Source organism: Tardiphaga sp. 285_C5_N1_2, from assembly GCF_052076065.1.
In the GTDB taxonomy this organism is placed as follows: domain Bacteria; phylum Pseudomonadota; class Alphaproteobacteria; order Rhizobiales; family Xanthobacteraceae; genus Tardiphaga; species Tardiphaga robiniae.
In genome coordinates, this window is the sequence record NZ_CP197241.1 from 3158017 (window position 1) to 3178378 (window position 20362).

General features: G+C 61.8%; 20 protein-coding genes. All 20 read right to left on the bottom strand.

Going from position 1 to position 20362, the window contains the following annotated elements:
* Positions 1-38: 38 nt before the first annotated feature.
* The 20 genes from proS to AB7951_RS15165 all read right to left on the bottom strand — a co-directional run bounded on the left by proS (position 39) and on the right by AB7951_RS15165 (position 20347).
* Positions 39-1358 carry a proline--tRNA ligase gene (proS, locus tag AB7951_RS15070; protein WP_120290015.1) on the bottom strand — a complete coding sequence of 440 codons (1320 nt, stop codon included), beginning with the start codon at positions 1356-1358 and terminating at the stop codon, positions 39-41.
* Between the two features lie 571 nt (positions 1359-1929).
* Positions 1930-2310 (bottom strand): hypothetical protein, encoded by a 381-nt coding sequence (locus tag AB7951_RS15075; protein WP_089264551.1) that lies wholly within the window; start codon positions 2308-2310, stop codon positions 1930-1932.
* Positions 2311-2366: 56 nt separating this feature from the next.
* On the bottom strand, positions 2367-2642 hold the full coding sequence (locus AB7951_RS15080) for a DUF1467 family protein (protein WP_120290017.1): 276 nt from the start codon (positions 2640-2642) through the stop codon (positions 2367-2369).
* Positions 2643-2649: 7 nt separating this feature from the next.
* On the bottom strand, positions 2650-3072 hold the full coding sequence (gene mce / locus AB7951_RS15085) for a methylmalonyl-CoA epimerase (RefSeq protein ID WP_068730877.1): 423 nt from the start codon (positions 3070-3072) through the stop codon (positions 2650-2652).
* Between the two features lie 31 nt (positions 3073-3103).
* On the bottom strand, positions 3104-4768 hold the full coding sequence (locus AB7951_RS15090; protein ID WP_089264553.1) for a ribonuclease J: 1665 nt from the start codon (positions 4766-4768) through the stop codon (positions 3104-3106).
* On the bottom strand, positions 4765-5583 hold the full coding sequence (locus AB7951_RS15095) for a biotin--[acetyl-CoA-carboxylase] ligase (RefSeq protein WP_120290019.1): 819 nt from the start codon (positions 5581-5583) through the stop codon (positions 4765-4767). The genes AB7951_RS15090 and AB7951_RS15095 overlap by 4 nt, the downstream gene beginning before the upstream one ends.
* The gene (gene nuoN, locus AB7951_RS15100; protein WP_120290021.1) at positions 5584-7020 is read right to left on the bottom strand and encodes an NADH-quinone oxidoreductase subunit NuoN; all 1437 of its coding nucleotides are present in this window, start codon (positions 7018-7020) and stop codon (positions 5584-5586) included.
* Between the two features lie 25 nt (positions 7021-7045).
* A complete protein-coding gene (locus tag AB7951_RS15105; RefSeq protein ID WP_414716891.1) occupies positions 7046-8551 on the bottom strand; it encodes an NADH-quinone oxidoreductase subunit M in 1506 nt (501 codons plus the stop codon).
* Between the two features lie 14 nt (positions 8552-8565).
* Positions 8566-10644, bottom strand: a complete 2079-nt coding sequence (gene nuoL / locus AB7951_RS15110) for an NADH-quinone oxidoreductase subunit L (RefSeq protein ID WP_120290023.1) — start codon at positions 10642-10644, stop codon at positions 8566-8568.
* Positions 10645-10651: 7 nt separating this feature from the next.
* Positions 10652-10960 carry an NADH-quinone oxidoreductase subunit NuoK gene (gene nuoK / locus AB7951_RS15115; RefSeq protein ID WP_068730883.1) on the bottom strand — a complete coding sequence of 103 codons (309 nt, stop codon included), beginning with the start codon at positions 10958-10960 and terminating at the stop codon, positions 10652-10654.
* Entirely contained in the window at positions 10957-11595 is a 639-nt protein-coding gene (locus tag AB7951_RS15120) for an NADH-quinone oxidoreductase subunit J (protein ID WP_068730884.1), read from the bottom strand. The genes nuoK and AB7951_RS15120 overlap by 4 nt, the downstream gene beginning before the upstream one ends.
* Positions 11596-11604: 9 nt before the next feature.
* On the bottom strand, positions 11605-12093 hold the full coding sequence (nuoI, locus tag AB7951_RS15125; RefSeq protein ID WP_089264557.1) for an NADH-quinone oxidoreductase subunit NuoI: 489 nt from the start codon (positions 12091-12093) through the stop codon (positions 11605-11607).
* 7 nt (positions 12094-12100) lie between these two features.
* The gene (gene nuoH / locus AB7951_RS15130) at positions 12101-13126 is read right to left on the bottom strand and encodes an NADH-quinone oxidoreductase subunit NuoH (protein WP_089264558.1); all 1026 of its coding nucleotides are present in this window, start codon (positions 13124-13126) and stop codon (positions 12101-12103) included.
* A 4-nt stretch (positions 13127-13130) separates the two neighbouring features.
* Positions 13131-15200 (bottom strand): NADH-quinone oxidoreductase subunit NuoG, encoded by a 2070-nt coding sequence (gene nuoG, locus AB7951_RS15135; RefSeq protein ID WP_120290025.1) that lies wholly within the window; start codon positions 15198-15200, stop codon positions 13131-13133.
* A gap of 11 nt (positions 15201-15211) precedes the next feature.
* On the bottom strand, positions 15212-16537 hold the full coding sequence (nuoF, locus tag AB7951_RS15140; protein ID WP_441255875.1) for an NADH-quinone oxidoreductase subunit NuoF: 1326 nt from the start codon (positions 16535-16537) through the stop codon (positions 15212-15214).
* An 11-nt stretch (positions 16538-16548) separates the two neighbouring features.
* The gene (locus AB7951_RS15145; RefSeq protein ID WP_089264560.1) at positions 16549-16764 is read right to left on the bottom strand and encodes a hypothetical protein; all 216 of its coding nucleotides are present in this window, start codon (positions 16762-16764) and stop codon (positions 16549-16551) included.
* Positions 16761-17567, bottom strand: coding sequence for an NADH-quinone oxidoreductase subunit NuoE (gene nuoE / locus AB7951_RS15150; protein ID WP_120290027.1), 807 nt, complete (start codon positions 17565-17567; stop codon positions 16761-16763). The genes AB7951_RS15145 and nuoE overlap by 4 nt, the downstream gene beginning before the upstream one ends.
* A 10-nt stretch (positions 17568-17577) precedes the next feature.
* A complete protein-coding gene (locus AB7951_RS15155; protein WP_244528270.1) occupies positions 17578-18546 on the bottom strand; it encodes an FkbM family methyltransferase in 969 nt (322 codons plus the stop codon).
* Complete coding sequence (locus tag AB7951_RS15160; protein ID WP_089264562.1) at positions 18543-19736, bottom strand: NADH-quinone oxidoreductase subunit D; 1194 nt, start codon at positions 19734-19736, stop codon at positions 18543-18545. Before AB7951_RS15160 ends, AB7951_RS15155 begins: the two co-directional genes overlap by 4 nt.
* Positions 19733-20347, bottom strand: a complete 615-nt coding sequence (locus AB7951_RS15165; RefSeq protein ID WP_120290029.1) for an NADH-quinone oxidoreductase subunit C — start codon at positions 20345-20347, stop codon at positions 19733-19735. Before AB7951_RS15165 ends, AB7951_RS15160 begins: the two co-directional genes overlap by 4 nt.
* Between the last annotated feature and the right edge of the window lie 15 nt (positions 20348-20362).

Below are 20362 nucleotides of genomic sequence, written 5' to 3' on the forward strand. Positions count from 1 at the left end.
ATCGTGAGTGATGCGGCGACCACACAGTGGATAAGTCGTCAGGACGTCAGCTTTGCGACGACCTCAGCGGCACTGATATTCTCACGCGAACCGTCATCGCGCCGCTTCAGCTCGACCTTGCCTTCGGCCAGCCCCTTCGGGCCAACGAGGATCTGCCAGGGCACACCGATCAGGTCAGCGGTGGCAAACTTGCCGCCGGCGCGCTGGTCGGTGTCGTCATAGAGCACATCGACGCCCTTGGCCGAGAGCTCCTTGTAGAGCGCCTCGCAGGCCGCATCCGTATCGGGCGAGCCCTGCTTCAGGTTGAGGATCGCAGCACGGAACGGCGCCACTTCCTCGGGCCACTTGATGCCGTTCTCGTCGTGGCAGGCCTCGATGATCGCGCCCAGGAGCCGCGATACGCCGACGCCGTAGGAGCCGCCATGGATCGCCGTCTCCGCGCCATCGGCGCCCGCAACGGTTGCTTTCATGGCGTCGGAGTATTTGGTGCCGAAATAGAAGATCTGGCCGACTTCGATACCGCGGGTGTTGAGCCGCCGCTCGGCCGGCACTTCGCTTTCGAACCGCGCAGCGTCGTGGACGTCTTCGGTCGCCGCATAGATCGAGGTCCACTGATTGATGATGCCCGTGAGATCGCCGCTATAATCGACATCGGCCGGCGGGATCGGCAGATCGAGCACGTTCTTGTCGCAGAACACGCCGGACTCGCCGGTCTCAGCGAGCACGATGAATTCGTGGGAGTGATCGCCGCCGATCGGGCCGGTCTCGGCGCGCATCGGGATCGCCTTGAGGCCCATGCGCGCGAAGGTGCGCAGATAAGCGACGAACATCTGATTGTAGGAATGTTTCGCCGCGGCTTCGTCGATGTCGAACGAATAGCCATCCTTCATCAGGAATTCGCGGCCGCGCATCACGCCGAAACGCGGACGCTGCTCGTCGCGGAACTTCCACTGGATGTGGTACAGGTTCAGCGGCAGGCTCTTGTAGGACTTCACATAGCCGCGGAAGATCTCGGTGATCATTTCCTCGTTGGTCGGCCCGTAGAGAAGCTCCCGCTTGTGGCGGTCGACGATGCGCAGCATCTCCGGCCCATAGGCGTCGTAGCGCCCACTTTCGCGCCAGAGATCGGCGAGCTGCAATGTCGGCATCAGGAGCTCGATGGCGCCCGCCCGGTTCTGCTCCTCGCGGACGATCGCCTCGATTTTCTTCAGCACCCGCAGGCCCAGCGGCAACCAGGCATAGATGCCGGCGGCCTCCTGCCGGATCATGCCCGCGCGCAGCATCAGCCGGTGCGAGACGATCTCGGCTTCCTTCGGCGTTTCCTTGAGAATGGGCAGAAAATAGCGCGACAATCGCATGGTTAGGCCTGGGAATCGGAGGGACACGGGAGAACGCGAGTGAAACCGGATCGGCCGCCAAAATACAAGGGCGACGGGTCGGACGCCGGGCAGTCTAGGACATGGAGCTGGCAATCGGGGCTTAATTCCGTTCGCCTGGCGAATTGCTTCGCAGGCTGTCAAATATCTCCATTTCCGATGTCGGCCACAGCGACCCCAGCGTGACCGGAAATCGCGTAAAAGGTCGCGATTCTACCCTTGGCCTAAATTTTGAACACACATTGCCGAAATTGGTGACAAACAAAAAAAGTTAAGCTACGACTCACAGCTCAGGCGGTTCGTAAGGACAGAGTCTGGTGGTCCAAGTCTCGGGAGGAGCCCTGACGCGCTCAAGCAGCGTCAACCCGCTAAGCAAGGATAAAATCCAAAGTTTGGGGTAATAGGGTCGACACAATTTTCCGAGCAGGGCTGCGGCCCTGCTCTTTTTTTTCGGCAGATTCCCGACAACGATAGCGACGCTTCATATCGTCCGAGACGCAAAAAAGGCCGGCATCCATGCCGGCCTTTTTTCGGAGATGCAAAGCGCCGCGTATTACAGCGCACCACCCTTCGGCTTGATGCCCGACAGCCACGAACAGACCAGGCCCTGTACCGCGCCGACGATCCCGAATGTAAGAATCTGACGCAGCGGAATCGACACCGACGTCCAGATCAACATCATCCCGATACTCACGACATAGCCAGTCAACGCTGAGGTCAGCACCTTCGGCCACAGCTGCATCTTGTCTTCGAGGAACCAGTCCTCAAGCCACATCACCAGCGACGGGATCAGCCCGAACCAGTAGGCAAAGGGCAATCCCATGATAAAGCCGGGAAAGCCACCGATGATCCTGCCGCTGGCAATTTCGCGCAGCTCGAAAACCGCAAAGCCGACAGCCGGCCCAAGCAACAGAAAAAGCAGAAAGCGCTTCATGCGTCAGCTCCGTATCGACACCTGAAAGGACAGACTCCGCACGTTAAAGATTGCTCTCAGATCGGCACGCCCATCAGCTTCGAGAGCCGCTCGATGTTGAAGTAGTCCATGCGATACGCATACATGCCGGCCGCGAACAGCGCCGCGGAAATCACCGTGGTCCAGATCAGCTTGCGCCCCATCCGGGCCAGCACAGGCGCACCGGGATCGGTGCCGTCGGTGCCCTCGCCGTCCTCATGCTGGCTGCGCACGCCGAATGGCAGCGTCAGGAACAGCGTGATCCACCAGATGACGAAATAGACCGCGAGCGACGTCGAGATCGTATAGGCCATCGCGTCCTCAGGACTGTTCGATTTCGGAAGCTTGTTCGATCTCTACCAGCGCGCCCGAGAAATCCTTGGGATGCAGGAACAGCACAGGCTTGCCGTGGGCGCCGATCTTCGGCTGGCCGTCGCCAAGCACGCGCGCCCCTTCCTTGATCAGGTTGTCGCGTGCCGCGATGATATCCGGCACTTCGTAGCAGATGTGATGGATGCCGCCGTCAGGGTTGCGCTCGACGAATTTGGCGATCGGGGAATCCGCACCGAGCGGCTGGATGAATTCGATCTTGGTATTCGGCAGTGTCGCGAACACCGTGATCACGCCATGCTCCGGCAGCGGCACGGTCGCGGAAATCTCGGCACCGAAGGCGGTGCCGTAGATCTTCGCAGCTTTCTCCGCATCGGCGACGGCAATCGCCACATGATTGAGCCGGCCCAGCATGGTGTCCTCCGTCGTCTTTGTTTCTTTGCTTTTAGTCTTCGACCTGCAGGATGTGAACGTAGCACATCGTCTTCTTGCCCCATTGATCGGCGAGTGACGAGCGGACGGCGCGTCGCACCGACTCCGCCATCGCATCGGGATCGCGCTTGCGCGCCTTGGGCAGGTTCTCGACGATGTTGACGACGATGTCGAACACGACATCCTCCATCACCTCGCCCTTGAGGTTCTTTTCGGGAATGCCGATCAGGTCGACCGCAGGGTCATCGACCAGTTCGCCCTTCATGGTCACGGCCAGTGCCACGAACGCACAGCCGGCAAAGGACAGCCGGCGCCGCTCGCTTACGGCACGAGACTTGGAATCCTCGAGAATGAGGCCGTCCTTGAACATGCGGCCCGACGGCAGTTCGTCGATGACGGCAGCATCGCCGGGCGCAAGGCGCACCAGGTCGCCGTTCTTGACGATCATGGTCCGCGGCACGCCGCAGGCGCGCGCCAGCTTGGCATGCTCGTGCAGATGCAGCGCCTCGCCATGGACGGGGATCAACAATTGCGGCCGCACCCAGGAAATCATGTCGCGTAATTCGTCGCGGCGCGGATGGCCCGACACATGCACCAACGCATCGCGATCGGTGATCACCTCGATGCCCTGCGTGACAAGACCGTTGATGATGGTGCCGACCGCCTTCTCGTTGCCTGGAATGGTCCGCGACGAGAAGATCACCGTATCGCCCTTGTTGAGGGTCACCATCGGATGATCGTCGCTGGCGATACGTGCCAGCGCCGCGCGCGCTTCACCCTGGCTGCCCGTGCACAGCGCCACCACCTTGTCCGGCGGGAAATGGCCGTAATAGTCGGCGTTACGGAAAGCCGGCAGTCCATCGAGATAGCCGCATTCGCGGGCCACCTGCACGACGCGCTCCATAGCGCGGCCGACCAGCACCACTTCGCGGCCCGCGGCCTGCGCCGCTTCGGCAACGGCCCGCAACCGCGCCACGTTCGATGCGAAGGTCGTGACGGCGACGCGGCCCTTGGCAGCCTTCACCAGTTTGGTGAGCGTCGCGGCAACCTCCGTTTCGGACGGTGAGCGGCCATCGCGCACCGCATTCGTGGAGTCGCCGATGATGGCCAGTACGCCGGCATCACCGAGTTCGCGCAGCCGCTTTTCGTCGGTTGGCAGGCCGATGATCGGTGTCGGATCGATCTTCCAGTCACCGGTATGCAGCACGGTGCCGAGCGGCGTGTGCAGCGCGATCGCATGGGATTCCGGAATCGAATGCGCGACCGGAATGAACTCGATATCGAACGGGCCGAGATTGATGCGGCCGCCCGACGGCACCACGGTGACGGGGATCTTCGGCGGGTTGCGCTCGCTGGCGCATTTGGCTTCGAACAATGCGGCGCTGAACTGCGTCGCATAGATTGGGCATTTCAACTTGGGCCACAGATCAATGATGGCGCCGAAATGGTCCTCATGGGCGTGGGTGAGCACGAGACCGACGAGATTCTTCTTTTCCTTTTCCAGGAAGCGCACGTCGGGCATCACCAGATCGATGCCGGGCAGATGCTCCTCGTCACCGAAATAGACGCCGAGGTCGATCGCCAGCCACTTCCCGGCCAGGCCATAGATCGACAGGTTCATGCCAATCTGGCCGACGCCTCCCAGCGGTGCGAAGGTCAATTCGTTGGGTCGCGTCATTTGCGTACTGTCCTTGTCGACGCGGCCGATCCGAAATGAACGTCGCCGGCGGTAATAGGGATTCGCCGGCGATCCGCTGTCGCGACAATCATACAACCGGCCTCATCAATGGTGTCGAAAATTCCCGAAATCGTCTGTACCCCGTTGTCCACGGACACCGGCTGACCGATCCCTGCTGCACGCTCCAGCCACTGTCGCCGGATCTCGGCAAACCCGCGGCCGGAATCCCAGATGCCGCGCATCTCCTGCCAGGTGTCCGAAAGCGCCGCAAACAGGTCTTCGGCGCTGGCGCTGACGCCCATCGCATGCAGGCAAGCAACCGGATAAGGCATATTGTCGGGGGCCGCCACCACATTGGTGCCGATGCCGACGACAACAGCAAGCTGGCCGTTCGGCGCTGCCTCCGCCTCCAGATTCATTCCGACAAGCTTGTGCCCGCCCGCCAGAACGTCGTTCGGCCATTTCAGCCGATAGTCATTCGCGGCCGACTGCGGCGCCCGCATCGCGGCTTCGACGCTGATCTGTCGGAGCGCCTTCTCAACGGCAACGCCGGCGGCGAAGCCCAATGTCGCCGCAACTGAGGGCGTCACATCAAGAACTTCGAGAACCGAACTGGCGAGGTTCCCGCGGGGAGCGACCCACGGCCGATGCCGTCGCCCACGTCCCGCGGTCTGTTCCGTTGTGACAAACCACATCGGACCGCGCTCGCCTGCGCGCGCGCGGTCCATGGCTTCAGTATTGGTCGAACCGGTTGAGTCGAATGCGGCGAGCTTCGTGCCCGCCGCGAGGGCTCGGGGACCGAGCGAAAATGCCATCTAGAACAGCGACTTCGCTGCGAATGCCGCCGCGCTGACCAGAGGCGCCGGATAGACGAAGAACAGCACGTTGAAGAGACCCGCCACTGCCAGCACCGTGCGCAGTTCAACGCGCATCGGATCGAGCTTCCCGACCGGCTCGTCGAAATACATCAGCTTCACGATGGACAGGTAGTAGAACGCACCCACCACGCTGGCCAACACACCGACCACGGCCAGTACGAACAGGCCCGACTTGATGGCCGCCATGAAGACGTAGAACTTGCCGAAGAAGCCGGCCAGCGGCGGCACGCCTGCCAGCGAGAACAGGAACATCGCGAAGAAGAAGGCGATGATCGGATTGGTGCGCGACAGGCCGGCGAAATCCTTGATCGTCTCAACGGGCTGGCCATTGCGCTTCATGGTCAGGATGATGGCGAAGGTGCCGAGGGTCATCGCGACATAGATCGCGATATAGACCAGCACACCCTGCGCACCCTCCTGCGTGCCGGCGGCAAGGCCGACCAGCGCGAAGCCCATATGGCCGATCGACGAATAGGCCATCAGGCGCTTGATGTTGGTCTGGCCGATGGCGGCGAACGAGCCCAGCACCATCGAGGCCAGCGACACGAACACCACGACCTGCTGCCATTGCACCACGATGCCCGGGAACGCGGTCAGCGTGACGCGGGTGAACACAGCGAGTGCTGCAACCTTCGGGGCCGAGGCGAAGAAGGCCGTGACGGGCGTCGGTGCGCCTTCGTAGACATCGGGCGTCCACATGTGGAACGGCACGGCCGAAACCTTGAAACAGAGGCCGGCGAGCAGAAACACCAGGCCGAACACCAGGCCGATATTGCCGGTCTTGGCTTCGGCGGCGATGCCGGCGAAGGACACCGTGCCGGTGAAACCGTAGATCATAGAAGCGCCGTAGAGCAGCATGCCGGACGACAGCGCACCCAGCACGAAATACTTGAGGCCGGCTTCGGTCGACTTTGCATTGTCGCGGTTGGAGGCTGCGACGACATAGAGCGCAAGGCTCATCAGTTCGAGGCCGAGATACAGCATGATCAGGTCGCCGGCCGAGATCAGCACCATCATGCCGAGCGTCGAGAGCAGCACCAGGATGGCGTATTCGAAAATGCGACGGGACTGGTCCGCGAGGAATTCACGGGACAGGATCAGCGTCACGGCCGACGCGATAATCGCCAGCACCTTCAGGAAGCGCGCATAATCGTCGACGATGAAGCTGCCGCCGAAGGTGACATGCTTGCCCGCGGGCAGCATGATTTCAGCCGCGCCGACCACCACCAGCAGACAGACGGCGAGCGTGGTGACGAGACCCGTGACCTTCGGTCCGTTGAAGGCACCGATCATCAGCAGCACCATGGCGCCAACCGCGAGCATCAGCTCCGGCAGTACGGGCAGCAGGGAATATCCGGCGGTCGTAATCGTCATTGCGCGTTATCCTGATCTGCTGCGGTCATTGCAGCAGCGCGGCTGCCTTCACGGCAGACGTTGCAGCAGCGTAATTGTTAACGAGGAGCTGGATCGAAGCCGCCGACATGTCGAGCACCGGCTTCGGATAGACTCCGAACAGAATGGTGAGAATGACCAGCGGCACCAGCACCAGGCCTTCCCGGAACGTGATGTCCTTGATGCCCTGTAGCGCCGGCTTGGTCAGTTCACCGAACACGACCTTGCGGTACAGCCACAGTGCATAGGCCGCCGACAGGATCACGCCGATGCTGGCGAATGTCGCCGTCGGGATCGAGACCTTGAAGGTGCCGATCAGCGTCAGGAATTCACCGACGAAGCCGGAGGTGCCGGGCAGACCGACATTGGCCATGGTGAAGACCATGAACAGCGCCGCATAGATCGGCATCCGGTTGACGAGGCCGCCATAGGCCGCGATCTCGCGGGTATGCAGGCGGTCGTAGACGACGCCGACGCAGAGGAACAGCGCGCCCGACACGATGCCGTGCGACACCATCTGGAACACCGCGCCGGAGACGCCCTGCGTCGTGCCGGCGAAGATACCCATAGTGACGTAGCCCATATGCGCGACCGACGAGTAGGCGATCAGCTTCTTGATGTCTTCCTGCATCAGCGCGACCAGCGACGTGTAGACGATCGCGATCACGGAGAGCGTCCAGACCATCGGCGCGAAATAGAGAGAGGCATCCGGGAACATCGGCAGCGAGAAGCGCAGGAAGCCGTAACCGCCCATCTTCAACATGATCGCGGCCAGCACGACTGAACCTGCCGTCGGCGCTTCCACGTGTGCGTCAGGCAGCCAGGTATGCACTGGCCACATCGGCATCTTGACCGCGAAGGACGCGAAGAATGCCAACCACGCCCATGTCTGCAAGCTGCGCGGCACGGCCGTGTGCATCAGCGTCGGGATGTCCGTGGTGCCCGCATTCCAGTACAGCGCCATGATGGCCAGCAGCATCAGCACCGAGCCAAGGAACGTGTAGAGGAAGAACTTGAACGAGGCGTAGACCCGGCGCGGGCCGCCCCAGATGCCGATGATCAGGAACATCGGGATCAGGCCGCCTTCGAAGAACAGATAGAACAGCACCAGATCCAGCGCCGAGAAGGTGCCGATCATCAGCGTTTCCAGGAACAGGAACGCGATCATGTATTCGCGGACACGCTTGGTGACCGACTTCCAGCTGCACAGGATGCAGAACGGCATCAGGGCCGTGGTCAGGATCACGAAGGGCAGCGAAATGCCGTCCACGCCCATGTGGTAGTTGATGGTCGCGGCCAGCCACGGCGCCTTTTCGACAAACTGGAAGTCGCCGTTCGACGGGTCGAAGCGCATCACCAGGATCAGCGAGACCGCAAAAGTGATCAGCGTGGTCCAGAGCGCGATCCAGCGCGCATTGCCCTGCGCAGCCTCATCATCGCCGCGGCTGAGATAGATCAGGATCGCGCCGACGATCGGCAGGAAGGTGACGACCGAAAGGACCGGCCATGTCATGACGGACGCCATTGTTACTGGCCCCCCAGGCCGAAGATAAACCAGGTGATCAACCCGGCGACGCCGATCAGCATCGCGAAGGCATAGTGATAGAGGTAGCCGGTCTGCAGCTTGACCACGCCGCGCGTGATATTGAGCACGCGGGCCGAGACACCATCAGGCCCGAGGCCGTCGATGATCATGCCGTCGCCCTTCTTCCAGAGGAAGTGGCCGATCCACTTGGCCGGACGAACGAAGATAATCTCGTAGAGCTCGTCGAAGTACCACTTGTTGAGCAGGAACTTGTAGAGCAGCGGATGCTGGTTCGCGAGTTCGACAGGCAAATACGGCTTGCGAACATAGAACAGATACGAAATCAGGAAACCGAGCACCATCATCACGGTCGGCACATAGGGCACCCAGCCCGGGATGTGATGCATCTCCTCGATGATGTGCGGGTTCATCTTCAGCGATTCCCGGAAGAACTCGCCGACGTGATGACCAGCAAAGAGCTCCTTGAACGGGAAGCCTGCGGCGAACGATCCGATGCCCAGCACGGCCAGCGGGACCAGCATCCACAGCGGCGCTTCATGTGCTGCATCGTAATGCTTCTTGTCGTGCGGCTCGCCATGGAACGTCTTGAACACCAGACGCCATGAATAGAACGAGGTCAGCAGCGCCGCGACCACGGTCATCAGGAAGCCGTAGAAGGCGAACTGGGTGTGCGAGGCGTAAGCCGCTTCGATGATCGCGTCCTTCGAGAAGTAGCCGGCCGTGAACGGAAATCCGGTCAGCGCCAGCGTACCGATGGTCATCATCGCATAGGTGAACGGGATCTTGTTCCACAGGCCACCCATCTTGCGGATGTCCTGTTCGTGATGCATCGCATAGATCACCGAGCCCGAGCCCAGGAACAGCAGCGCCTTGAAGAAGGCGTGCGTGAACAGGTGGAACATGGCGACGGAGTAAGCCCCCGTCCCCAGCGCCACGAACATGTAACCGAGCTGCGAACAGGTCGAGTAAGCGACGATGCGCTTGATGTCGTTCTGCACCAGACCGATGGTCGCGGCGAAGAATGCCGTGGTCGCGCCGACCAGCATCACGACGGCCTGCGCGTTCGGCGCAAGTTCAAACAGCGGTGACATGCGCGCCACCATGAACACACCCGCGGTGACCATGGTCGCCGCGTGGATCAGCGCCGACACAGGCGTCGGGCCTTCCATCGCGTCCGGCAACCAGGTGTGCAGCAGGAACTGGGCCGACTTGCCCATCGCGCCGACGAATAGCAGCAGACAGGTCAGTGTCAGTGCATCGGCGTGCCAGCCGAAGAAGTTGATCGTCTTGCCGGTCAGGCCAGGCGCGCTGGCAAAGATGGTGTCGAGATCGGTCGAGCCGACCAGCATGAACAGCGCGAAGATACCGAGCAGGAAGCCGAAGTCGCCGACGCGGTTGACCACGAAGGCCTTGATCGCCGCCGCATTGGCCGAGGGCTTCTTGAACCAGAAACCGATCAGCAGGTAGCTGGCCAGACCCACGCCTTCCCAGCCGAAGAACAGCTGCAGCAGGTTATCCGCGGTCACCAGCATCAGCATCATGAAAGTGAACAGCGACAGATACGCCATGAAGCGCGGCCGGTTCGGATCATCTTCCATATAGCCGAGCGAATAGATGTGCACGAGCGACGACACCGTGGTGACGACGACCAGCATCACGGCGGTCAGCGTATCGACGCGCAGCGTCCAGGACAGCTGCAGATCGCCTGAATTGATCCAGTTCAGCAGCACGACGCGGGCATCGTGATGCATGAAGGCGACATCGACGAAGGTCATCCAGGACAGCACCGCCGACACCACCAGAAGACCGGCGGTGATCAGCTCGGCTGCACGCGAGCCGAGCGCGGCCGGCTCGGCAACGTGGTGATGGTCGTCGTGATCATCGTGACCATGATCGTCATGCCCATGCGCAGCATGTGCGCTGGCATCGCCGTGACCGTGGTCGTCATGCGCATGGTCCATCTCGTCGCCGCTCGGGTTACGCCCATGCGCACCCAGAATGGCGATGAAGCCTGCGATCAGCGCGCCGATCAGCGGCAGGAATACAAGAGCCTGGATCATAACTGGCTCAGCCCTTCATCAGATTGACGTCTTCAACCGCGATCGAGCCGCGGTTGCGGAAATAGACCACCAGCACGGCGAGACCGATCGCTGCTTCCGCAGCGGCCACGGTCAGCACAAGCAGCGCAAACACCTGCCCGACGATGTCGCCGAGGAAAGTCGAGAACGCCACCATGTTGATGTTGACGGCGAGCAGGATCAGCTCGATCGACATCAGGATGACGATGATGTTCTTGCGGTTCAGGAAGATGCCGAGAATGCCCAGCGTGAACAGGATCGCTGCGACCGCCAGATAGTGTCCGAGACCGATCGTCATTTGACCCAGCTCCCCGCGTCAGCGTCCTGCAGGCCCTGCCCGGTCGCGACCTTGCGCACTTCCATCGCCAGTTCCGGATTGCGCGCGTTCTGAACATTGATGTCCTGGCGCCGCACTTTGACCTTGTGACGCAGCGTCAGCACGATCGCGCCGATCATCGCCACCAGCAGCACCATGCCGGCCAGCTGGAAGTAATGGATGTACTTCGTATAGAGCACGAGGCCGAGCGCCTCGGTATTGCTCACATTCGTCGGGATGGCCGCCGTGATCGACTTGGTGACGTTCGGGTTCATTACCCAACCACCTGCGACCAGCAGCAATTCGGCGAGGAAGATCGCGCCGATCACGAGACCAAACGGCAGATACTGAATGAAGCCTTCGCGCAGCTGCGTGAAGTCCACGTCGAGCATCATGATGACGAACAGGAACAGCACCGCGACGGCGCCGACATAGACGACGATCAGCAGCATCGCCAGGAATTCGGCGCCCATCAGCACGAACAGGCCCGAGGCGTTGACGAAGGCCAGGATCAGGAACAGCACGGAATGCACGGGATTGCGCGAGGCAATCACCATGACCGCGGAAGCCACGCAGATGCTGGCGAACAGATAGAAGAACAGTGCGGGAAGGATCATCTGGTCACCTTACCGGTACGGCGCGTCGAGTTCGATTGACTTCGCAATCTCGCGCTCCCAGCGGTCGCCGTTGGCGAGCAATTTCGCCTTGTCATAATAGAGTTCCTCACGCGTCTCGGTGGCGAACTCGAAGTTCGGTCCCTCGACGATCGCATCCACCGGACAGGCCTCCTGGCACAGTCCGCAATAGATGCATTTCACCATGTCGATGTCGTAGCGCACGGTGCGGCGCGTCCCATCGTTGCGGCGCGGACCGGCTTCGATGGTGATCGCCTGTGCCGGACACACCGCTTCACAGAGCTTGCAGGCGATACAGCGCTCTTCGCCGTTCGGATAGCGGCGCAGCGCATGCTCACCGCGGAAACGCGGCGAGATCGGCCCCTTCTCGAACGGATAATTCAGCGTCGGCTTCGGCTTGAAGAAATACCGCATGGCGAGGACGAACGCCGAAACGAACTCCGCCAGCAGAAGCGAGTGAGCTGTTGCCCTGATATTCATAGTGACCTCATTTCGGAGCAAGGCCCCCGAATTGCAGCACGGCAGCGACGATGATGACGTACGCCAACGACAGCGGCAGAAAGACCTTCCAGCCCAGACGCATCAGCTGGTCGTAGCGGTAGCGCGGCACGATCGCCTTCGCCATCGCAATCAGGAAGAACATGAACATCACCTTGATGGCGAACCAGATGATGCCTGGCACCCAGGTGAACGGCGCGAACGGGATCGGCGACAGCCAACCGCCGAGAAACAGGATCGTTGCCAGTGCGCACATGGTGACGATGGCGACGTATTCGCCGAGCATGAACAGCAGATACGGGGTCGAGCCGTATTCGGTCATGAAGCCCGCGACCAGTTCCGATTCCGCTTCGACGAGATCGAAGGGCGGACGGTTGGTTTCAGCCAGCGCCGAGACGTAAAAGATCACGAACATCGGGAACAGCGGGATCCAGTACCAGCCGAGAATGCCCCACTTCGAATCCTGCGCGGCGACGATGGCCGTCAGGTTCAGCGAGCCGACGCAGAGCAAGACGGTGATGATGACGAAGCCGATCGAAACTTCGTAGGACACCATCTGCGCCGCGGCGCGCAGCGCCGACAGGAACGGATATTTCGAATTCGACGACCAGCCGGCCATGATGATGCCGTAGACCGACAGCGACGAAATCGCGAAGATATAGAGCACGCCGACATTGATGTCGGAAATAACCCAGCCGAGATCCATCGGGATCACCGCCCAGGCCGCCAGCGCGAGCACGCAGGACACCAGCGGCGCCAGCAGGAACACGCCCTTGTTGGAGCTGGAAGGAACCACCGGCTCCTTCAACACGAATTTCAGCAAGTCCGCGAAGGATTGCAGCAGGCCGAATGGCCCGACCACGTTGGGGCCACGGCGGATCTGTACCGCCGCCCAGATCTTGCGGTCAGCCAGCAGGATGTAGGCAATCGCAATCAAGAGCACCACGAGCACAAGGAGGCTCTGCGCGACCATGATGATCAGCGGCCACAGGGTGCTAGTCCAGAATTCAGCCATCGGTTTACTCCGCCGCCGTCAGCATCTGGCCGGAGGCCAGGCGGGAGCATTCCGCCATGATGGCTGACGCACGCGCGATCGGGTTGGTCAGGTAGAAGTCCTCAACTGAGGCCTTGAACGGTGTCTTGTCGACGGTGCCGCCCTTGCCCGCAAGGGTCTTGATCGCACCGGCATCGCCGGCCTCGATCTGATCGATGCGCATCAGGTGCGGGGCAGCTTTGAAGATCGCTTGCCGCAAGGCAGCCAGCGAGTCGTAAGGCAGCTTGTGGCCGAGCACGTCGGACAATGCGCGGATCACCGCCCAGTCCTCGCGGGCATCGCCCGGCGGGAAACCGGCGCGTTCCGCCATCTGCACGCGGCCTTCAGTGTTGACGAAGATGCCGGACTTTTCGGTATAGGCCGCACCCGGCAGGATCACGTCGGCGCGATGCGCACCGCGGTCACCATGGGTGCCGATGTAGACGACGAAAGTGCCGTCAGCGACTTTCACGTCGTCGGCGCCGAGCGAGAACAGCACGTCGAGCGAACCGGCCGACGTCATCTGCGCGAGGCTCAGGCTGCCCGAGGTCGGCGCGAAGCCGATATCGAGCGCGCCGACCGTCGAGGCCGCCGTCTGCAGCACCGCAAAACCGTTCCAGCCGTCCTTGATAACACCGAAGTCCGAAGCGAGCTTGGCAGCCGCCGCCAGTACCGCAGCGCCATCGGCACGTGCGGCCACGCCGGCGCCAACCAGCACGATCGGGTGCTTGGCGTTCTTCAGCACATCGGCGAAAGCGTTCTTGCCGGCGGCGAGTTCGGCCAGCGAGTCCGTGCCGGCGCCGAGATAGTCGTAGCGATAGGTCAGATCGGCCTTCTCGCCGATCACGCCGACCTTCAATGCACCGGTGCGCCATGCCTTGCGGATGCGCGCGTTGAGAACGGCGGCTTCCTTGCGCGGATTGGCGCCCACGATCAGCAGCGCGTCGGCCTGCTCGATGCCGGCGATGGTCGGGTTGAAAATGTAGGACGCGCGGCCAGTGGCCGCATCGAAAGCGCCCGCGCTCTGGGTCGCCAGATTGGCCGACCCCATGCTTGCGAGCAGTTGCTTCAGTGCGAACATTTCCTCGACGGCGGCGAGATCGCCAGCGATGGCGCCGATCTTCTTGGTGCCGGCAACCTTCGCAGCGATGGCACTGAACGCTTCAGCCCAGGTCGCAGCGCGCAGCTTGCCGTTGTCGCGGATATAAGGACGATCGAGGCGCTGCGTGCGCAGGCCGTCGACGATGTGGCGCGTCTTGTCGGAAATCCATTCCTCGTTCACCGCCTCGTTGACCCGCGGCAAGATGCGCATCACTTCGCGGCCACGGGTATCGACGCGGATCGCCGAACCGACGGCATCCATGACATCGATGGACTGGGTCTTGCCGAGCTCCCAAGGACGCGCGGCGAAAGCGTAAGGCTTCGAGGTCAGCGCACCGACCGGGCAGATATCGACCAGGTTGCCCTGCAGTTCCGAGGTCAGCGCCGTTTCGAGGAACGAGGTGATTTCCATGTCCTCGCCGCGACCCGTGGCGCCCATTTCCGGCACGCCGCAGATCTCGGCGGCAAATCGGACGCAGCGCGTGCACTGGATGCAGCGGTTCATCGAGGTCTTGACCAGTGCGCCGAGATACTTGTCCTCGACGGCGCGCTTGTTTTCGGCAAAGCGCGACGTGTCGACGCCATAGCCCATCGCCTGATCCTGCAGATCGCACTCGCCGCCCTGATCGCAGATCGGGCAATCCAGCGGGTGGTTGATCAGCAGGAATTCCATCACGCCTTCGCGTGCCTTCTTGACCATCGGCGAACGGGTCGAGATCTCCGGCGGTTCTCCCTTGGGACCAGGCCGGCAATCGCGCACGCCCCAGGCGCAGCTCGCGACCGGCTTCGGTCCGCCCTTCACTTCCACCAGACACATGCGGCAGTTACCGGCGATCGACAGGCGCTCGTGGTAGCAGAAGCGCGGGATTTCGGCGCCGGCGGCTTCACACGCCTGCAGCAGCGTGTATTCCGCGGGGACCTCGATCTCTTTGCCGTCGATGATCAGTTTCGTCATAGCCATGCGCCCTACTCCGCCGCGACCAGATGCGCGGGATCGAGGATGCCCTGATCGTCGAGCGTCGCCTTGCGGCTGAACTCTTCGATGCGGCGTTCGATCTCCGGGCGGAAGGCGCGGATCAGGCCCTGCACCGGCCACGCGGCGGCATCGCCGAGTGCGCAGATGGTGTGGCCTTCAACCTGCTTGGTGACTTCGAGCAGCATGTCGATCTCGCGCTTGTGAGCGCGGCCTTCGACCATGCGACTCAGAACGCGCCACATCCAGCCGGTGCCTTCACGGCACGGCGTGCACTGGCCGCAGCTCTCATGCTTGAAGAAGTAGCTGATGCGGGCAATCGCTGCGACGACATCGGTGAACTTGTCCATGACGATGACGCCGGCGGTGCCGAATGACGACTTCACCGCGCGTGTGCCGTCGAAATCCATGATGAGTTCTTCGCAATCCGCAGCCGGGATCAACGGGCACGATGCACCGCCCGGAATGATCGCAAGCAGATTGTCCCAACCGCCGCGAATGCCGCCGCCGTGTTTCTCGATCAGTTCACGGAACGGAATGCTCATCGCGTCCTCGACGACGCAGGGCGTGTTGACGTGGCCGGAGATGCCGTAAAGCTTGGTGCCGACATTGTTCGGACGGCCGATCGAGGCGAACCATGCCGCGCCGCGGCGCAGGATGTCCGGCGCAACAGCGATCGACTCGACGTTGTTCACCGTGGTCGGGCAGCCGTAGAGACCGACGTTGGCCGGGAATGGCGGCTTCAGGCGCGGCTGGCCCTTCTTGCCTTCAAGGCTTTCGAGCAGTGCAGTCTCTTCGCCGCAGATATAGGCGCCGGCACCGTGCGCGACATAGAGGTCGAACGGGAAGCCGTGGATGTTGTTCTTGCCGATCAAATTGGCCTCATAGGCCTGATCGATCGCCGCCTGCAGGTGCTCGCGCTCGCGGATGAATTCACCGCGCACATAGATGTAACCGACATGGGCGCCCATCGCGCAGCCGGCGATCAGGCAGCCTTCGACCAGCGTATGCGGATCGTGCCGCATGATCTCGCGATCCTTGCAGGTGCCGGGCTCGGACTCGTCGGCATTGACGACGAGATAGCTCGGGCGGCCGTCAGCATTGTCCTTCGGCATAAAGGACCACTTCATGCCCGTCGGGAAACCTGCACCGCCACGGCCACGGAGGCCCGACGCCTTCATCTCGTTGACGATCCAGTCGCGGCCCTTGTCGATGATGGCCTTCGTGCCATCCCAGCCGCCGCGACGGCGTGCGCCGGCGAGGCCCCAGTCGTCGAGGCCGTAGAGATTGCGGAAGATGCGGTCGTTGTCGTCGAGCATGGCTTCCTCGATCAGCGATTGGATTGCTTGTAGGCGAGCATCGCGGCGCAACCGCCGAACACAACGGCCCACAACAGACTGGATTCAAGCGTGGCGTTCAAAAAGAAGCGCTGCAGCGAGAAAATGAACGCAGCTGCGACCATCGTATGCAGTGCGATGTAGAGCCACTTGTTCATTGCCGCGTCCCCCGACAGCGTTGCAAATTTCATCGACAGCACGCGCGTCATTTCTTCGGCTCCTTGGGAGTCTTCGGCTCCTTAGAAGCGCCACCCTTCGGCGGATTGGTCTTGGTCGCGTCGGCCGCCGGCGGCTTCGGCGCCGGGCGCTCCTGCACATTGGCCGACTCGGTCTGCTTCTTCGGCTCGGCATCGGCGAGCGCGGGTTCCTTCGGCATATCCAGAACCTTCGTGTAAGTGGCGGCGCCACCGCTCGTCATCACGCGCGCGCCGCCTTCGGGCGCAGCAAACTGACGGCCGATCTGCGAACCCGGCTTCGGCGGCGTGCCGGCAGCGAAACCGTCGATCAGCTTGTTCATGCTCTCTTTGGTGAGGTCTTCGTAAGTGTCGCTCCAGATCATCGCCATCGGGGCGTTGACGCAGGCGCCGAGGCACTCGACCTCCTCCCAGCTGAAGTCGCCATCTGCGGACAGATGGAACGGGTCGTGATGGATGCGATGCTGACAGACGTCGATCAGATCGCCGGCGCCGCGCAGCATGCAAGGCGTGGTACCGCAGACCTGAATGTGAGCCTTCTTGCCGACCGGCTGCAGCTGGAACTGGGTATAGAAGGTCGCGACTTCGAGCACGCGGATATAGGGCATTTCCAGCATGTCGGCGACGACGCGGATAGCTGCTTCCGACACCCAGCCGGCCTGCTGCTCCTGTGCGCGCCACAGGATCGCGATCACAGCCGATGCCTGACGGCCGGGCGGATAATGCGTGATCTGCTCTTTCGCCCACGCCAGATTCTCGGGCGTGAATTCAAACGAAGCGGGCTGAACTTCTTTCGGAGCCAAACGGCGGACGGACATGTCTAGTCTCTCAATGAGTGCGGCGCGCCGCGCTCGCATTCAGGCTGTTGATGCGGTCGAGCCAGAACGCACTCGATGTGCCAAACACGTTGTAGCCAACATGTGTGGACACCTTGATGCGATCGAGGATCGACAACTCGGTCACGGTTTCGAAACGGTTGGTGGCGGGATCATGCACGATCAGCTTGAGCGGCGTTTGATCCAGAATAAAGCGTGAGACGGTGTGATGCGGGTCATTGCCGTGCTCTTCGCACATGATGACCGAGTCGCCCTGCAGCAATCGCGCGCCGCCCTTGATAGCCTCGATCTCGACGCCTTCGACGTCGAGCTTGATCAGATATTTGCCGGACATCGACACCTTGCCGTCGTCGAGCAGATTGTCGAGCGAGATCACCGGCACTTCCTCGCCGCCGGCATTGGGATCGCCGGCGATGCTGAAGGCTTCGTGCTTGGTGCCCGACAGATGCGCCACGCCGCGCTGCGAGCCAATCGCGCATTTGATGACGTCGAACCGGTCACCATTGATCCTGGCGTTAGTGGCTAGTTTGGCGAAATTGTCGAACGACGGCTCGATCGCGATCGCCTTGTGCGAGCCGAACGGTCCGCTCGACACCAGCACCGACCAGTATCCGTAATTCGCGCCGCAATCGAGCAGCGTGTAATCGACATCGATCGAGTTCCGGAACAACACCTCAAGCTCGTCTTCATAGGAGAAGGTGCGGTTGAGCAACTTGCTCCAGTAGCCATCGCCGAACGGGAACGCGAACAGCGCATCCGCATTCAGCTTCACCACGAGATCGCGCGCCGGCAGCACCGTCCTGCGCATCAGATTGGCGCACATGTTGTAGCCGCGATGCGAGAACGAAGATGAGATCTTCGAGCCAACCACCAGCGCACAGGCCATCGCACGTTCCCAGAGATTCACGCTCTGGAGAACGCCGGACGCCCGGTCAAACTGTATGGGAGGCGTCAGCGTCACCGATCGACCTCTCCGAACACGATGTCGAGCGAACCGAGAATGGCGGAGACGTCGGCGAGCAGATGGCCGCGGCACATGAAATCCATGGCCTGCAGATGAGCAAAGCCCGGCGCGCGGATCTTGCACTTGTACGGCTTGTTGCTGCCGTCGGAGACGAGATAGACGCCGAACTCGCCCTTCGGCGCTTCGACGGCGGCGTAGACTTCGCCTTCCGGAACGCGGAAGCCCTCAGTGTAGAGCTTGAAGTGATGGATCAGCGATTCCATCGAACGCTTCATCTCGCCGCGGCGCGGCGGGAAAATCTTGTTGTCTTCGACAGCAACGGCGCCCTGCCCGTCCGGCGCGCGCATCTTGGCGATGCACTGCTTCATGATCTTCGTCGACTGCCGCATCTCTTCGACGCGGATACAGTAACGATCGTAGCAGTCACCGTTCTTGCCAATCGGAACGTCGAAGTCCATTTCGGCGTAACATTCATAAGGCTGCGACTTGCGCAGATCCCAAGCAGCGCCAGAGCCACGCACCATCACGCCGGAGAAGCCCCACTTCCAGGCGTCTTCTAGCGACACCACGCCGATATCGACGTTACGCTGTTTGAAAATACGATTGCCGGTGAGCAGCGTTTCGAGATCGTCGAGCACCTGCGGGAAGGCATCGCACCAGGCATCGATATCGTTGATCAGCTTGGGCGGCAGGTCCTGATGTACGCCGCCGATGCGGAAGAACGCGGCATGCATGCGCGAGCCCGAGGCGCGCTCATAGAACACCATCAGTTTTTCGCGCTCTTCGAAGCCCCACAGCGGCGGGGTCAGCGCGCCGACGTCCATCGCCTGCGTGGTGATGTTGAGAAGATGCGACAGGATGCGGCCGATTTCGGAATACAGCACGCGGATCAACTGGCCGCGGCGCGGCACGGTGACGCCGAGCAGCTTTTCGGCGGCCAGACAGAATGCGTGTTCCTGGTTCATCGGCGCGACGTAATCGAGCCGGTCGAAATACGGGATCGCCTGCAGATAGGTCTTCTGCTCGATCAGCTTCTCGGTGCCGCGGTGAAGCAGGCCGATATGCGGATCGACGCGCTCGACGACTTCACCGTCGAGTTCCAGCACAAGGCGGAGCACGCCGTGCGCGGCCGGATGCTGCGGTCCGAAGTTGATCGTGAAATTGCGAACGTTGGGTTGTTCGGTCATGGCTTGACCTCTGCCTTCTCGTCACCGGGCAGCACGGGATAATCCGCGCCTTCCCAGGGCGAGAGGAAATCGAATTTGCGGAATTCCTGGTTGAGCCGGACCGGCTCATACACCACCCGCTTCTCCTGGTCGTCGTAGCGAACCTCGACGAAACCGGTGAGCGGGAAGTCCTTGCGCAGCGGATGGCCGTCGAAACCGTAATCGGTCAGCAGACGGCGCATGTCGGGATGGCCGACAAAGATCACGCCATAGAGGTCATAGGCTTCGCGCTCGAACCAGTCAGCGCCGGGAAACACCGAAATGATCGACGGCACCTGAGTTGTTTCGGATGCCAGACCTTTCAGACGAATGCGGGTGTTCAGCGTCGGCGACATCAGATGATAGACGACGTCGAAGCGCTTCTCGCGGCCGGGGTAATCGACAGCCGTCGCATCGGTGAAGTTGACGAAGCGGCAGCGCGGATCGTCACGCAGGAACTGCGCGACCTCGGCGATCTTCGATGTTTCCACCGCAATCGTCAGCTGGCCGAACGCCACCTCATGCGCGAGTGCGGCACCCGGCAGGGCGCCGACAATCGTCTGACCCAGTGTGTCGAGCCTCACATCGTCCATGACAAAGCCTTAAGC

Excerpts from the sequence above, each read along its gene's own strand:
- mce (WP_068730877.1), bottom strand. The coding sequence starts at position 3,072 with ATGCTGGGCCGGCTCAATCATGTGGCGATTGCCGTCGCCGATGCGGAG.
- AB7951_RS15080 (WP_120290017.1), bottom strand. The coding sequence starts at position 2,642 with ATGGCCTATACGATCTCGACGTCGCTCGCGGTCTATTTCGTCATCTGG.
- proS (WP_120290015.1), bottom strand. The coding sequence starts at position 1,358 with ATGCGATTGTCGCGCTATTTTCTGCCCATTCTCAAGGAAACGCCGAAG.
- AB7951_RS15105 (WP_414716891.1), bottom strand. The coding sequence starts at position 8,551 with ATGACATGGCCGGTCCTTTCGGTCGTCACCTTCCTGCCGATCGTCGGC.
- nuoH (WP_089264558.1), bottom strand. The coding sequence starts at position 13,126 with ATGGCTGAATTCTGGACTAGCACCCTGTGGCCGCTGATCATCATGGTC.
- AB7951_RS15090 (WP_089264553.1), bottom strand. The coding sequence starts at position 4,768 with ATGACGCGACCCAACGAATTGACCTTCGCACCGCTGGGAGGCGTCGGC.
- AB7951_RS15075 (WP_089264551.1), bottom strand. The coding sequence starts at position 2,310 with ATGAAGCGCTTTCTGCTTTTTCTGTTGCTTGGGCCGGCTGTCGGCTTT.
- nuoK (WP_068730883.1), bottom strand. The coding sequence starts at position 10,960 with ATGACGATCGGTCTCGGACACTATCTGGCGGTCGCAGCGATCCTGTTC.
- nuoN (WP_120290021.1), bottom strand. The coding sequence starts at position 7,020 with ATGACGATTACGACCGCCGGATATTCCCTGCTGCCCGTACTGCCGGAG.
- nuoF (WP_441255875.1), bottom strand. The coding sequence starts at position 16,537 with ATGCTCGACGACAACGACCGCATCTTCCGCAATCTCTACGGCCTCGAC.
- AB7951_RS15145 (WP_089264560.1), bottom strand. The coding sequence starts at position 16,764 with ATGACGCGCGTGCTGTCGATGAAATTTGCAACGCTGTCGGGGGACGCG.
- nuoE (WP_120290027.1), bottom strand. The coding sequence starts at position 17,567 with ATGTCCGTCCGCCGTTTGGCTCCGAAAGAAGTTCAGCCCGCTTCGTTT.
- nuoG (WP_120290025.1), bottom strand. The coding sequence starts at position 15,200 with ATGACGAAACTGATCATCGACGGCAAAGAGATCGAGGTCCCCGCGGAA.
- nuoI (WP_089264557.1), bottom strand. The coding sequence starts at position 12,093 with ATGAATATCAGGGCAACAGCTCACTCGCTTCTGCTGGCGGAGTTCGTT.
- AB7951_RS15120 (WP_068730884.1), bottom strand. The coding sequence starts at position 11,595 with ATGATCCTTCCCGCACTGTTCTTCTATCTGTTCGCCAGCATCTGCGTG.
- nuoL (WP_120290023.1), bottom strand. The coding sequence starts at position 10,644 with ATGATCCAGGCTCTTGTATTCCTGCCGCTGATCGGCGCGCTGATCGCA.
- AB7951_RS15095 (WP_120290019.1), bottom strand. The coding sequence starts at position 5,583 with ATGGCATTTTCGCTCGGTCCCCGAGCCCTCGCGGCGGGCACGAAGCTC.
- AB7951_RS15165 (WP_120290029.1), bottom strand. The coding sequence starts at position 20,347 with ATGGACGATGTGAGGCTCGACACACTGGGTCAGACGATTGTCGGCGCC.
- AB7951_RS15160 (WP_089264562.1), bottom strand. The coding sequence starts at position 19,736 with ATGACCGAACAACCCAACGTTCGCAATTTCACGATCAACTTCGGACCG.